10 protein-coding genes are annotated in these 14,018 nt (G+C 29.0%); 9 read left to right on the top strand and 1 reads right to left on the bottom strand.

All coding sequences use genetic code 11. The annotated features are described in order from the left end of the window. The first annotated feature begins 14 nt into the window (after window positions 1-14). The 9 genes from ACLVEP_RS02330 to ACLVEP_RS02290 all read left to right on the top strand — a co-directional run bounded on the left by ACLVEP_RS02330 (window position 15) and on the right by ACLVEP_RS02290 (window position 13,068). Window positions 15-1,169: a hypothetical protein gene (locus ACLVEP_RS02330; protein WP_412582558.1), complete on the top strand. Its 1,155-nt coding sequence runs from the start codon at window positions 15-17 to the stop codon at window positions 1,167-1,169. Window positions 1,170-1,212: 43 nt separating this feature from the next. After that, the gene (locus ACLVEP_RS02325) at window positions 1,213-2,577 is read left to right on the top strand and encodes an aminopeptidase (protein ID WP_412582556.1); all 1,365 of its coding nucleotides are present in this window, start codon (window positions 1,213-1,215) and stop codon (window positions 2,575-2,577) included. An 84-nt stretch (window positions 2,578-2,661) separates the two neighbouring features. Further along, window positions 2,662-4,020: a sodium-dependent transporter gene (locus tag ACLVEP_RS02320; RefSeq protein ID WP_412582555.1), complete on the top strand. Its 1,359-nt coding sequence runs from the start codon at window positions 2,662-2,664 to the stop codon at window positions 4,018-4,020. Window positions 4,021-4,032: 12 nt separating this feature from the next. Beyond that, window positions 4,033-4,542, top strand: coding sequence for an N-acetyltransferase family protein (locus tag ACLVEP_RS02315; protein WP_412582553.1), 510 nt, complete (start codon window positions 4,033-4,035; stop codon window positions 4,540-4,542). A gap of 474 nt (window positions 4,543-5,016) precedes the next feature. Continuing rightward, window positions 5,017-5,160 (top strand): hypothetical protein, encoded by a 144-nt coding sequence (locus tag ACLVEP_RS02310; protein ID WP_412582551.1) that lies wholly within the window; start codon window positions 5,017-5,019, stop codon window positions 5,158-5,160. Between the two features lie 94 nt (window positions 5,161-5,254). After that, window positions 5,255-5,425: a hypothetical protein gene (locus ACLVEP_RS02305; protein WP_412582549.1), complete on the top strand. Its 171-nt coding sequence runs from the start codon at window positions 5,255-5,257 to the stop codon at window positions 5,423-5,425. A gap of 327 nt (window positions 5,426-5,752) precedes the next feature. Continuing rightward, a complete protein-coding gene (locus tag ACLVEP_RS02300; protein WP_412582548.1) occupies window positions 5,753-11,332 on the top strand; it encodes an MBG domain-containing protein in 5,580 nt (1,859 codons plus the stop codon). A gap of 241 nt (window positions 11,333-11,573) precedes the next feature. Continuing rightward, entirely contained in the window at window positions 11,574-12,380 is an 807-nt protein-coding gene (locus ACLVEP_RS02295) for a hypothetical protein (protein ID WP_412582547.1), read from the top strand. Between the two features lie 178 nt (window positions 12,381-12,558). Continuing rightward, entirely contained in the window at window positions 12,559-13,068 is a 510-nt protein-coding gene (locus ACLVEP_RS02290; protein ID WP_412582546.1) for a GNAT family N-acetyltransferase, read from the top strand. Between the two features lie 27 nt (window positions 13,069-13,095). On the opposite strand, the gene ACLVEP_RS02285 is transcribed toward ACLVEP_RS02290, so the two are convergent. Continuing rightward, the gene (locus tag ACLVEP_RS02285; RefSeq protein WP_032089919.1) at window positions 13,096-14,001 is read right to left on the bottom strand and encodes a serine O-acetyltransferase; all 906 of its coding nucleotides are present in this window, start codon (window positions 13,999-14,001) and stop codon (window positions 13,096-13,098) included. Between the last annotated feature and the right edge of the window lie 17 nt (window positions 14,002-14,018).

The following is a 14,018-nucleotide window of genomic DNA, read 5'->3' as shown; positions in this document are numbered from 1 at the left end:
TTTTTTTATAAAAAATGCTAATTAAGTTTATAATTAATTTAGTAGAAGCACTTATTGTTTCTTATTCTTTAAGTCGATTATGTCATGTTAAAAAACAAAAACTCTATTTTGTTTTGAATACATTAATGACCTTTTCTATAGAAATAATAAGTGACTATTTTGATGCGAATTATGCACCATTAGCCATTGCTTATATTATATGTTGGAATATTTTATTATTGTTTTTTACTCGAAAAGAATATATATATAATTTATTTATGTGTATATTTAATGAACTCTTAATTACTTTGAGTGCATTGTTACCCTTGATGTTTATAAGTCCTTATTATCCATTATTAGCTGCTATAGAGGCTAAAATTTATCATTTATTATTATCTGTTCTTTTTATAAGATATCAAAAGAGATATCGTTATTTTATTAATAAATATTGGGTTTTAGTGATGATGAATTTGACAGCTTGTTTATTGATTTTAAATTTACAGGGTAGAATAATCATGGAAGGCAGTTATACATTTAAAACAATTATGACTATTTTCTTGTGTATGTTTGTCGTCTTTTTATCATTAACATTTTTTGCTTTTTTAGAAGAATCTAATAATGAAAAAGAAAAAGTTACAAAACAGTTAGAAGAACGTAAATATCAAAATATTACATATGATATGATGAAAAGGACAAAAGAAGAACTCTATCGTTTAGAACATTCATTAACTTATTATATGTTATCTATAAAAAAATATTTAGAGACACAAAATCAAGATGAAGTATATAAAATCATTGATTCGTATATTGAACGCGTATCTAATGTGAATATTGTCATTTATACAGGAAATGATTTATTTGATTTATCACTTACAACGCATTTGAGTCAAATGTCATCTAAAGTCAATATGTGTATTATGATTAGTAAAGATGAATTTTATAATCATATTCAATTTATTGAATTTGTTTTATCATTGTTAGATTTGATTGAATCAAAAGATGTAAGTTTATTAATAAAAGAAGATGGTTTTGTTAAACTTATACAAATAAGTGCAGAATATGATTTTATTGATGAAAATCAAGTAAAAGAGATTGTGAACCGTGATTATGAATTTGATTGTCATTATCAAATGATAACGGATCAAAATCTGCATCTATTAAAAATAAAAATAATTGAACATTTTGAATAAATAAGTGTTATAATTTTTGAGTATTAAAGAGAGGATGGAGATTATGTACGCTAAAAATACTTGGGAAAAGTATAAAGATCAATTAAATGAAGTATTTGATTATAATGAAGGTTATAAACATTATATTTCAAAAAATAAAACTGAACGTGCCTGTGTTAAAGATTCTATTAAATTAGCCAAGGAAAAAGGTTTTAAACCATTAGAATCATTTGATACTTTAAAATCAGGGGACAAGGTTTATGTAACAAATAGAGGAAAAAATATTGCTTTATTTATTATTGGTAAAAAACCTCTTACTGAAGGTATGAGAATTTTAGGGGCTCATATTGATTCACCAAGAATGGATTTAAAACAAAATCCTTTATATGAATCAGAAGGTTTTGCTTTAGCTGATACACATTATTATGGTGGAATTAAAAAATACCAATGGGTAACAATTCCTTTATCTTTATATGGTGTTGTTTGTAAAAAAGATGGAACAGTTGTTGATGTTGTCATTGGTGAAGATGAAAATGATCCAGTTGTAGGAATCAGTGATTTATTAATTCATTTATCTGCAGATCAATTAGATAAAAAAGCAGCTAAAGTAATTGAAGGAGAAAACTTAGATGTTACTTTAGGAAATATGCCATTATTTGGTGAAGAAAAAGATGCTGTTAAAGCAAATGTTTTAAAATTATTAAAAGAAAAATATGATATTGAAGAAGAAGATTTCGTGTCTGCTGAAATTGAAGTTGTACCAAGTGGTAAAGCAAGAGACTATGGTTTAGATCGTTCAATGGTGGCAGGATATGGTCATGATGATCGTGTTTGTGCTTATACTTCACTTACAGCTATTTTAGATAGTGATGTCAGTGAATATACAAGTTGTGCTATTTTAGTAGATAAAGAAGAAATTGGTTCAGTAGGAGCTACTGGAGCGCATTCATTATTCTTTGAAAATACAGTTGCAGAATTATTATTAAAAATGGGGATGGATAGTTTTGTACAAACAAGACTTACAATGTCTCGTTCAAAAATGTTATCAAGTGATGTTTCAGCTGGTGTTGATCCATTATTTGTAAATGTTAATGATAAGAAAAATGCAGCATATCTTGGAAATGGTATTGTTTTTAATAAATATACTGGTTCAAGAGGTAAAAGTGGAAGTAACGATGCTTCTGCAGAATATGTAGCACAAGTGCGAGCAGTCATGGATCATGCGAATATCCATTATCAAACAGCAGAATTAGGACGTGTTGACCAAGGTGGAGGCGGAACAATCGCTTATATCTTAGGTAATTATAATATGGATGTCATTGATGCTGGTATTGCGGTTTTAAATATGCATGCACCAATGGAAATTGTAAGTAAAGTAGATGTTTATGAAACATATCAAGCTTACAAAGCTTTCTTAAAAGATGCTTAAAAAATACTTCATTTTGAAGTATTTTTTATTATCTATTTTTTCATCAATATGATATGATTGTATTGTTAGAAAAGGTAGGTTTTTATGAAAGAAAGAGAACAATTTAAATCAAGAATTGGATTTATTCTGCTTTCTGCAGGATGCGCAATAGGAATAGGAAATGTTTGGAGATTTCCTTATGTAGTAGGAGAAAATGGTGGAGGAATCTTTGTATTGTTCTATTTGTTTTTCCTTCTTTTAATTGGTGTTCCAATATTGAGTATGGAATTTTCCGTAGGGAGAGCAAGTAAAAAAAGTGCTATAAAATCCTTTGAAACTTTAGAAAAGCCAAAACAAAAATGGCATTTACATGGTTATATGGCTTTAGTAGGAAATATCTGCTTAATGATTTTTTATACAACTGTTTCAGGTTGGATGTTGAAATATTTTTATAATTTTTTAACAGGACAATTTGCAGGTTTATCTACAAAAGGTGTTCAACAGATATTTTCAAATGTTCTAGCAAGTCCTTCTACAAATGTTTTTTGGATGATTGTTGTAGTAGCTTTAGGAATGTTTGTATGTTCGATGGGACTACAAAATGGGGTAGAACGTATTACTAAAGTAATGATGTCAGGACTCTTAGGGCTTATTATGATTCTTGCTATTCATGGTTTGTTATTGGATGGTGGTATGGCAGGTGTGAAGTTTTATTTATATCCTGATTTTCATAAGATTTCTGAAATAGGACTTGTTAAGGTAATTGTTTCTGCCATGAATCAAGCTTTCTTTACTTTGAGTATTGGTATCGGTTCAATGGCAATCTTTGGAAGTTATTTAAATAAGGAACAAACTTTATTAAAAGAATCGTTGAATGTAGCGCTGTTAGATACTTTTGTCGCTATTATGGCAGGATTGATTATTTTTCCAGCATGTTTTTCTTTTGGAATTAGTCCTGATAGCGGTCCTAGTTTGATTTTTATTACGTTACCCAATGTTTTTGTTTCAATGACAGGTGGAAGAATTTGGGGTTCACTTTTCTTCTTATTTATGTCATTTGCTTCTTTATCGACGGTTATTGCTGTTTTTGAAAACATCATTGCTTGTACAATGGAATTACTAAATATTGATCGTAAAAAAGCAGTGATGATCAATTTTGTAATCATTACAGTTTTATCATTGCCATGTGCTTTAGGTTTTAATGTTTTAAGTAACATTCAACCATTAGGTGCAGGTTCTACCATTCTAGATTTAGAAGATTTTATCGTAAGTAATTTATTACTTCCATTAGGATCACTTGTTTATTTATTATTCTGCACTTCTAAATATGGTTGGGGATTTAAAAACTATCAAAAAGAAGCAAATATTGGAAAAGGTTTAAAAGTACCTGACAAAATGCAATTTTATGTAACAGTTATTTTACCGATTATAGTTATTTTTGTTTTTATTAGTGGAATTATCTAGGAGGAAACATAAATGAATGTAAGATGTGCTCTTATGGATGATTTAGAGGAAATTATAGAACTTTATGATGCTGTTAGTGATGCCATGAAAGAGAGTGCTTTTGATATTGGCTGGCGAAAAAATCTCTACCCATCAAAAGAAATGATTCAATCAGATATCAAACAACAAACTTTATATATCTTACAAAAAGAAGAAAAGATTATAGGGGCAATGGTATTAAATCATGAAAGTGACCCTTGTTATCAAAATGTTTATTGGCAAATAAATGTTGATGATACAGAAGCAATCATTTTGCATCGTTTTTGTATTCATTCAGATTATCATGGATGTGGTAAGTATTTTCTAAAACAAGCTTTGAAAATTGCCCAAAAACAAAACCAAAGGGTCATGCGTTTGGATGTTTTATCTTCTAATTTACCAGCTATTCGCCTTTATGAAAAATGCGGTTTCTTATTGCAGGGAAAACAAATGATGGATTATGGTAAAACTGTTATAGCACATTTATATGAAAAACTTATTTAAAGTGTTGTGAAATAATTTCATAGCACTTTTTTTTTGACTAAACGTCCATTGAAGAAGAAAAAGAGGAAAGATAAAATAATGATAGATAAGAATTAAGTCTCCATGGTTAGAAAATGCATAAATTTGAGACAAATTGTCTTTGATAACATGGTACAATAACATCAGAAAAGCTACTCCTTATAAATATGATAAACAATATAAACCAAAAGTGATGTATAAAACCTTAATATAAAAAATTATATAAAGAGGAAAGCGGATGCAAATGACAGTACTTGTAAAAAGCTACTTAGAGATGAAGGATGTTTTGCAGATCTCTGTAATTATGCTTTTTTTCAAGGAAGACAGGTCATTAAACCAGAAGAACTTGTTTCAAGAGAAAATGATCTGTCGACCTTTATAGGAAATGTAGATGATCCAACAGAGATCAAAAGATATCGGGATGTCGTAAGAAAAGCAGGTATCCGTGGAGATTATGTGATTATTGGAATTGAACACCAAAACACTTTTGATAAAAATATGATTTTTTGCATACTCAACTATGATGCGACGACTTATATCAATCAAGTTGAAAGTAAAAAAGAAGTCTATCCAGTAGGAAGCTTTGTGTTCTATACGTGAGATGAAGAATGGAAGTTGCCAGAAACATTAAAAGAAACATTGAAAAGTATACCATCAGAGATGGAACCTTATATCAATGATTGGAGACTACCTATTGTCGACCTTAAAACAATGGATGCAAGAAGACTTACCAGAAGGAGATGAAATCAATATGTGTAAGGCAATGGATCAATTATTTCAAAGATTTGAAAATCAAGGAATTGAAAAAGGAAAATCAGACACTTTAAAAGAACAACTTAAAGTAAAACTAGGAACCTTATCATGACCTTTAGAAAAACAAATTACAAATACATCGCTAGAAAAATTAAATGTTCTTACATTAAATATATTTAATGTAACAAATGAGGAAGATGTTTTAAGAATTATTAATTAGGTTATACGTATATTCATATAGCCTTTTTTATTTACAAAAATATAATAATTATTTCTTATTATTTGCATTTCACACCCTAAAAACGACATTTCACGACAAATGAAAAAGTAAAGTATCATAAATAGTAAAATATGAATAGACAAGGGAGGTTTTTTTATTAGCAAATAAATAAGTACTTTTAAACATAATAATTTTAAATAAGGGGAGGAAAAGAAAGTTATGAAGATAAAAATAAAGAAAATAATAGCAAGTATACTTACATTCATGATGATTTTTACACAAGTACCTGTAAATGTATTTGCGGCAGATACTTATATTTCAAGTGATGGAAGTACGTATTATACAAGTACACCAGGAACATATTATTTATCAGGAGGTACGTATTATACTAAGAAGTATTCTACATGGGAAAATGCTGGTACAAAAGTTCGTGTACAATATAATAGCTCTAAAATAGGAACGATAGCTTTAAATATATTAGGCGATGTTATTAATGATCCTGATAAAAATGGAAGGTTTGATTTTATTACGACTGACAGGAATACAGATGTAACTATTAATATGAATGGTCATACATTCACTTATAGTGGGAGTGATGTTTACTGTCTATGTGGATTTGTTGGAAATTTAGGAACAATGACAATCAATGGTAGTGGTGGAACGATTGTATCTGATAAAGTTGGACTTAACTCTAAAGAGGGAGTTTTGAATGTTAATGATGTCACAATTAAAGCAAATCGTATTGGTATTTACAATAAAGCGACAGTACTTAAACTAAAAAATGTAAAGTTTGATGAAAGTTGTGGAGTAGATGTTCAACTTGGTGAGAATGGTACAATTGATCTTTCAGAATATAATGGAGATCCTATTACAATTGATATTGATTATAAAATAAACGATGGAAAAAAACACAGAATATCTCCAAGAGGAGTAAGTAGAAATGATTTGAGTAAAATCAAATTTGTAAAAAATAGTGATAATTTATACAAAGTTGATCTTAAATATGACGAAGAAGGTCAATATATTTATTTAGCAAAACATGTTCACAAATGGAACTATGTACTTGATAACAGTGATGAAAGTGGAAAAACAATAAAAGGTTATTGTAGTGAAGAAGAAAGAAATAATGAATGTGATTATCAGGATCCAGATACTACAACAGCAAAAATAGTATTAAAAACACAAAACGGAGAGTATAACAGAGAAACCACTGCTTGGGTTGAAAATGCCAATGGTAAGAATACCAATAGTTTTCCAATATCAGGAGATTCATACAAATTAACATATTATCAAAATGGTCAACAATTATCAAAAAGACCAACAGAACCAGGAGATTATTCAGTAACTCTAACAATGGATCAAGTTTCAGTTTCTGGAGAATTCACAATTACGAAAGCAGAATATTGGACAAATAAAATATATTTTTACGATAAGAATTGGAATAAACAAGATAATTGTGAATATACTTATCAAGGATATCAATCAAAATTTGGTCCACGTGTAGAAGTGAATACAGGAAATGGTCATTACTATGTTCCGACAGATGCACGCGTTTCTTATGAATATAAGAAATATGATGATGACGACAGTGCATATAAATCAATAAGTTTAGATGAGCTAAATAGTCTAAAACCTGGTACTTATTGTATTAGAGGAGTAGTTTCTGAAAATAATCATTATTTAAGTTTAACAACAAAATCACTTAAATTTACCGTATTAAAAGCAGAACCTACTCCACCTAGCATTGTTAAATACACATGGGAATATGGAGAACAACCAGAACTTGTCCCTGAAAGTATGTTAGATAATTGTCAATATTCATATAAATATTATGATCGTGATACAAATGTTAAGGTCAATAAAGAATATCCAGACGTAGGAAAATATTATTTAAGTATATATAATTCGGGATCGGATCTTTATAAGTCTGGATCGTCTCCTCAAAAATTTATTACTATTACCCAAAGAACAGCAACTTTATCATGGAAACTAGATGGAACAAATACATTTAAAATTCCATATGATGGTAAACCACATGTTCCAACAGCAACTGTTACTAATACAGTTGGAGATGACAAATGTAACGTGACTGTTTCTGGTGAACAAACTGAAGTAGGTACATATACTGCAACTGCAACTGAATTGAGTGATTCAAATTATAAATTACCTGTACAAAATACAGTTACATTCGAAATTGTCAAAGCACATAGAGAAGCACCAACATCTGTAACAGCCACAGGAACAACATATAAAGGTGGAACAGATGGTAAATTAAATAATGTTGATTCATCAATGGAATATAGAAAAGATGGTGAAAATGAATGGCATAGTATTTCTGGAGATACTGTAGAAGGATTATCTACCGGTAAGTACTATGTAAGATATAAGGATTGTCAAAATTATTATGCTTCACCTGAAAAAGAAGTATATGTAGCCAATGGACAAGAAATCAAAGTAAAAGTTCCAGCTAGTCAAGTTGGATATACTTTAAGTGTTAGTAATACAGTTGTTGATTATAATGAATCAAGTACTCTTACATTTGCCTTGAATAAAGGCTATTCAAAAACAAAAGATTTCGCTGTTAAGGTCAATGGTGAAACAATTCAATTAGATAACAATAACCAATACAAAATTAAAAATATTCAAAAAGATACAAATATTACAGTTGAAGGAGTAGCTGATATAACAGCACCTGATACAGAAATAAAGGTATCCAATAAAACATGGAAAAGTATTTTAAATACAATTACATTCGGTTTATTCTTTAAAGAAACACAAAAAGCAGAAATTACAGCTACTGATGAAGGTAGTGGAGTTAATAAATACTATTATTATGTTGATAAATCAGGTAGTGAAGAATCACTATCAAAGAAACAATTACAATCAGTAGATTGGAAAGAAGGAACATCTGTTACATTTAGTGAAGATAGTAATTATGTTATTTATGCCAAGGTAACAGACAAAGCAGGAAATATTAAATATGTTTCAACAGATGGTATCGTAATTGATACGATTGCACCACAAGTATCAGGTGTAGAAAGTAATCAAACATATACGAAAACACAAACATTTACAGTAACTGATAACAATTTAGATACAGTAAAAGTAGATGACAAAGTTGTAACATCTTATACATTAGTTCCAAAAAAAGGAACATATAAAATCGAAGTAACAGATAAATCAGGAAATAAAACAACATTAAATAATATTACAGTTAACTGGGAAAAAGTTAAAAAACCAACAGTAGAAAGCAAAGTATATACAGGACAAACATTAACTGCAAATATTTCAGAAAATGATCTATACACAGTTAAAGAAAATAAAGGTGGTATAAATGTAGGTGAATATGATGTTCAATTGACTTTAAAAGATCCTACAAATTATAGATGGGAAGACGGTACTGTTGATACAACAGTAAAATTCAATATTACCAAAGCAACACCAGTTGTTACGAAACCAACAACAAAAACACTAACATATAATGGAAGTGAACAAGAATTAGTAAATGCAGCATCTACTAATGGAGGAACAGTAAAATATTCTTTAGACAACCAAAACTGGTCAACATCAATTCCAACAGGAAAAGATGCCAAAGAATATACAGTTTACTACAAAGTAGAAGGAAATAAAAACTTTAAAGATGTAGATGTACAAGAAATCACAAATAAAATCAATCCTAGAACAATTGATTTAAAATGGAATAAAGAATTAACTTACAACGGTAAAGAACAATTACCAACAGCTACAGTTAATAACTTAGTAAATGGTGATAAATGTGAAATTACAGTTGATGGAGATAAACATAAAAATGTAGGTACTTATAAAGCGGAAATAACAAAAGTAAGTAATACAAATTATATGTTACCTGAAAATGTAACAACAAGTTATACAATTAAACCAAAAGATATCACTGTTACAATTACACCTAATGGTGGTACTTATGGTGAAAAGATTACAGGTGCTACAGCTAAGTTAAATGATATAGAAAATGGTGATCATCCAAAAGTAACATTAACTTACACAGGAACAGGGTATGATGGAACAATAGTTAATGGAACAGAAGTTCCTAGTCATGCTGGTAAATATACTGTTACAGCAAGTATTACTGATGAAAATTATAAATTAACTGGTACAAATACAGCTGAATTTGTAGTAAAAGGTGCAGATGCTGGATTAGAAGTAAAAGAAATGAATGATAAAAAATATGGTGATCAAGGATTTAAATTAGAAGTATCTCATAAAGGTAATGGAAAATTATCTTATACAAGCAGTAATGAGGATGTAGCAACAGTAGATGATCAAGGTAATGTAACAATTCATAATGCTGGTACAACAAAATTAAAAGTTACATTAGGAGTTGATTATAACTATGATAGTGATAGTAAAGAAGTAACATTAACGGTTCATAAAATCAATCATGAATTAACAGTTGATCAAAAAGATGTTGAAAAGATTTATGGTGATGAAGCATTTACAATTCATGCTCAAAGTAAAGATAATGAATCAGCTATTGAATATGCAAGTAGCGATGAAAAAGTAGCTACTGTAGATAGTGAAGGTAATGTAGTTATCAAAGGAGCAGGTAAAGTCAACATTACAGTAATTCAAAAAGAAAGTAAGAATTATAAAAAAGTATCTAAAGAAATAAATCTTACTGTTAAAGCTAAAAAGATTACAGTTACTGCAAATGATGCATCAAAGACATATGGAGATGAAGACTCTGAATTTACATATGTAAATGATAAACTTATTGGTAATGATAAATTAACAAGTATCATTTTTACAAGACAAGAAGGAGAAGATGTAGGAACATATAAGATAAAAGTAAGTCAAAAAGAAGGATCAAATCCAAATTATGATATTACTTTTAAAGATGGAACATATACAATTAATCCATTATCGATTGATAAAGGAACAGTTGTATTAGGAAATGTTTTAAAATATACAGGAGAAAAACAAACACAAGAAGTAGAACAAGTTTTAGTCAATGGAAAAGCATTAAATAAAGAAGATTATGAAGTATTAGATAATCAAGCAACAAAAGAAGGAAAACATGTTCTAACAATCAAAGCTAAAGGAAATAACCATACAGGATCCTTTGAATATAGCTATGTAATCTTACCAAAAGAAAATGATAAGATAGGAACAGGATCATTTACTGTTAAAACAACAGGAGATGTAGAAATAAGTAGAGATGAAGTTATAGATCTCCTTATTGAAAACAAAGAAATAACAGCAAATGAATTAAGTGAAGTAGCAGAAGGTAAGAAAGTAGAAATCGTATTAGAAGTAAAAGAAGCACAAGCAAATGAACTTATTGAAACAAATACAAAAGGATATAAAGTAGGAAAATACTTAGATATCACATTATATAAGAATATAGATGGAACAAATGAAAGTATACATGAACTTACAAAAGTTATGAAAGTAACAATCAAAGTTCCAGAAGAACTAATCAATAAAGATAGTAAAACTAAGAGAGAATACTTTATCGCAAGAAGTCATAATGGAAAAGTAGATATCTTAGAAACAAGCTATAATGAAAAGACAAACAGCTTAACATTTGGAACAGATAAGTTCAGTGACTATGCAATTCTCTATAAAGATACGAAAGAAAAAGAAGCAGTAACACCAACAGTAAAAGTTGAAACAACAAATAAAGAAACTGTAAAAGCTGAAAACAAGAAAGAAGTGAAGAAGGTTAAAACAGGGGATGAAGCATTTATTGTTGGATTTGTATATTTATTAGTTATGTCTTTAATTGGATTAATTTATTTAAGAAAAAGAGAGGATAGATAATTCTTTTAAGAAGTCTCTGTAAATGGAGACTTCTTTTTTCTTTGGACTAAACGTCCATTGAAGAAAGATAAAATAACGGTAGAAAAAGAACAAATATTTTATAAAAGTCAAGTCGTTTTGGTTAGGAAACTCGCAAATTTGACACAAACTTGAGACAAAAAGAAAGAAGAACCATGATACAATTTACTTGTAACAGATCTAGATAAGTTACCTCAAATAAAAAAGAAAGTAGGTAATGAATTTGATAATAGTAAATAACTTAACACCTGACAGTGCTTGTCGTACCTTCTTCAGTAATGACATTCATTTTGCATCTTTTTCTAATGCTGTTTTATTTGATGGAAAACAACTCATTCCTCCTGAAAGATTTGTCCGGTTTGAATTTGATACCTCATTTATTATCAATGATACAAAAAGTGTAGAAGATAAAAAAAGAAGGAGGGATATTGTCGTCAAAACCGATGTCAATGGAATCTATTGTCTTTTTGGCATCGAACATCAAAGTACGATTGATGTAGAAATGGTGATTCGCTGTGGAAACTATGAAGGATTACACCGAAGAATAAAGATGAATAGAAATAACTTTATTTATGCAGCAATTATTACAGGAAGTTTAGATTTAATCAAAGACTTACCAGAAGGCGATGAAATCGATATGTGTGAAGGAATGGAAAGAATGGCAGAAAGATTTAGAAGTGAAGGGCGAACAGAAGGTAGAAAAGAAGGAAAACTAGAAGAAAAGAAAAATACATTAAAAGAACAATTAATCATTAAATTAGGAGCTGTTTCAAGTCGTTTAGAAGAACAACTTACAAATGCATCACTTTCTACAGTTATTGCTGTTTTTGAAAATATTATTGCTTGTACAATGGAGTTATTAAATATTGAAAGAAAAAAGGCTGTAATCATTAATTTTATTTTAATTACAGTACTTTCATTACCTTGTGCATTAGGATTTAATGTTTTAAGTCATATTCAACCCTTAGGAGCGGGTTCTACAATTTTAGATTTAGAAGATTATTTGTTAGTCAGTTATTGTTGCCATTAGGCTCACTTATTTATTATTCTGTACTTCAAAATATGGTTGGGGATTTGAAAATTATCAAAAAGAAGCAAATATTGGTCAAGGAATGAAAGTTCCACATTGGATGAAATTTTATGTTACAATTATTTTGCCAATTGTTGTTATTTTTGTATTTATAAATGGAATTATATAGGAGTTTAAAATGAAAGTAAGACGTGCAATCATTAAAGATTTAAAAAGAGTTCAAGATTTATACGGGATTGTCAGTGATGAAATGGCAGGTACTATTTATGATATTATGTGGAGAAGGGATATTTATCCTTCAAAAAAAGAAATCGTCAAAGATATTCGTCATCATAAATTGTATGTTTTAGAAAAGGATAATAAAATTATTGGGGCAATGGTATTAAATCATGAATGTGATGAATGCTATAACAAGCTATCATGGCAAATATTTGCGGATGATGATGAAGTCTTAATTTTGCATCGTTTATGTATACATCCTCAATATCGGGGATGTGGAAAATTTCTTATTAAACAAGCTATTGAAATAGCAAAATTCTTAAATCAAAAAGCGATTCGTTTAGATGTATTATGTACAAATAAGCCAGCAATTTATCTTTATGAAAAATGTGGTTTTTTATTACAAGGATATCAAACAATGGATTATGGGAAACCTGTTGTTGCAGGTCTTTATGAAAGACTTATATAAAAAGGTTGTCAATTGACAACCTGTTTTTTATTCGAATTCATTTTGATTAAAATCTTCAGATGTTTTTGAATACTTAAATCTCATAACTGCTTTATTATTGACAATTGTACCACTTGGTACAGATTTAATAATAAAAGTATTACCACCAATAACAGAGCCTTCACCAACAACAGTATCTCCGCCTAATACACTAGCATTAGAATAAATTGTAACATTATCTTCTATAGTAGGGTGTCTTTTAACATTCTTTAAGCTTTGTCCTCCATGAGTAGAAAGTGCACCTAATGTCACCCCTTGATAAATTTGAACATGTTCGCCAATCACTGTAGTTTCACCAATAACAATACCTGTACCATGATCAATCATTAAATATTTACCAAGTGTTGCTCCTGGATGAATATCAATTCCTGTTAAACTGTGAGCATGTTCTGTCATAATACGAGGAATTAAAGGAATATTTAATTTATATAATTCATGGGCAATACGATTGACCATAATTGCATAATATCCTGGGTAAGAAAGTACAATTTCAGAAATAGAAATAGCTGCTGGATCGCCATCAAATGTTGCTTGTGCATCAGTTGCAAGATATTCTCTTATTTGAGGAATTGTTTTTAAAAAAGCTAATGTTTTATCTCTTGCTTCCTCTTCTTTACAAGCATCCTTGCAATTTTCACAATAATCAAAAGCAAGTAATATTTGATTTTTTAAATCATTATAAATAATTTGAATTTGATCACCTAGATAATATTTAACATAATCACTTTTAAGTCCTTTTCTTCCAAAAAAGCCAGGAAAAATAATATCTTGTAAACGTTCAAGAATATCAATGATAATTGTTTTATCAGGTTGTCTAATTGTATCAACCTTAGAAATATCATTATGCTTTTGATAACTTTCAACAATATCATCAATAACAGTATCTAACTTCATAATTAACCTCCATTTTT

Source organism: Faecalibacillus sp. (genome assembly GCF_047023275.1).
GTDB lineage: Bacteria > Bacillota_I > Bacilli_A > Erysipelotrichales > Coprobacillaceae > Faecalibacillus.
This window is presented reverse-complemented; position numbering and strand designations above follow the sequence as displayed.

Bases quoted from the DNA above. Each gene is read 5' to 3' on its own strand.
- ACLVEP_RS02300 (WP_412582548.1), top strand. From the start codon at position 5,753: ATGAAGATAAAAATAAAGAAAATAATAGCAAGTATACTTACATTCATG.
- ACLVEP_RS02320 (WP_412582555.1), top strand. From the start codon at position 2,662: ATGAAAGAAAGAGAACAATTTAAATCAAGAATTGGATTTATTCTGCTT.
- ACLVEP_RS02285 (WP_032089919.1), bottom strand. From the start codon at position 14,001: ATGAAGTTAGATACTGTTATTGATGATATTGTTGAAAGTTATCAAAAG.
- ACLVEP_RS02330 (WP_412582558.1), top strand. From the start codon at position 15: ATGCTAATTAAGTTTATAATTAATTTAGTAGAAGCACTTATTGTTTCT.
- ACLVEP_RS02290 (WP_412582546.1), top strand. From the start codon at position 12,559: ATGAAAGTAAGACGTGCAATCATTAAAGATTTAAAAAGAGTTCAAGAT.
- ACLVEP_RS02325 (WP_412582556.1), top strand. From the start codon at position 1,213: ATGTACGCTAAAAATACTTGGGAAAAGTATAAAGATCAATTAAATGAA.
- ACLVEP_RS02315 (WP_412582553.1), top strand. From the start codon at position 4,033: ATGAATGTAAGATGTGCTCTTATGGATGATTTAGAGGAAATTATAGAA.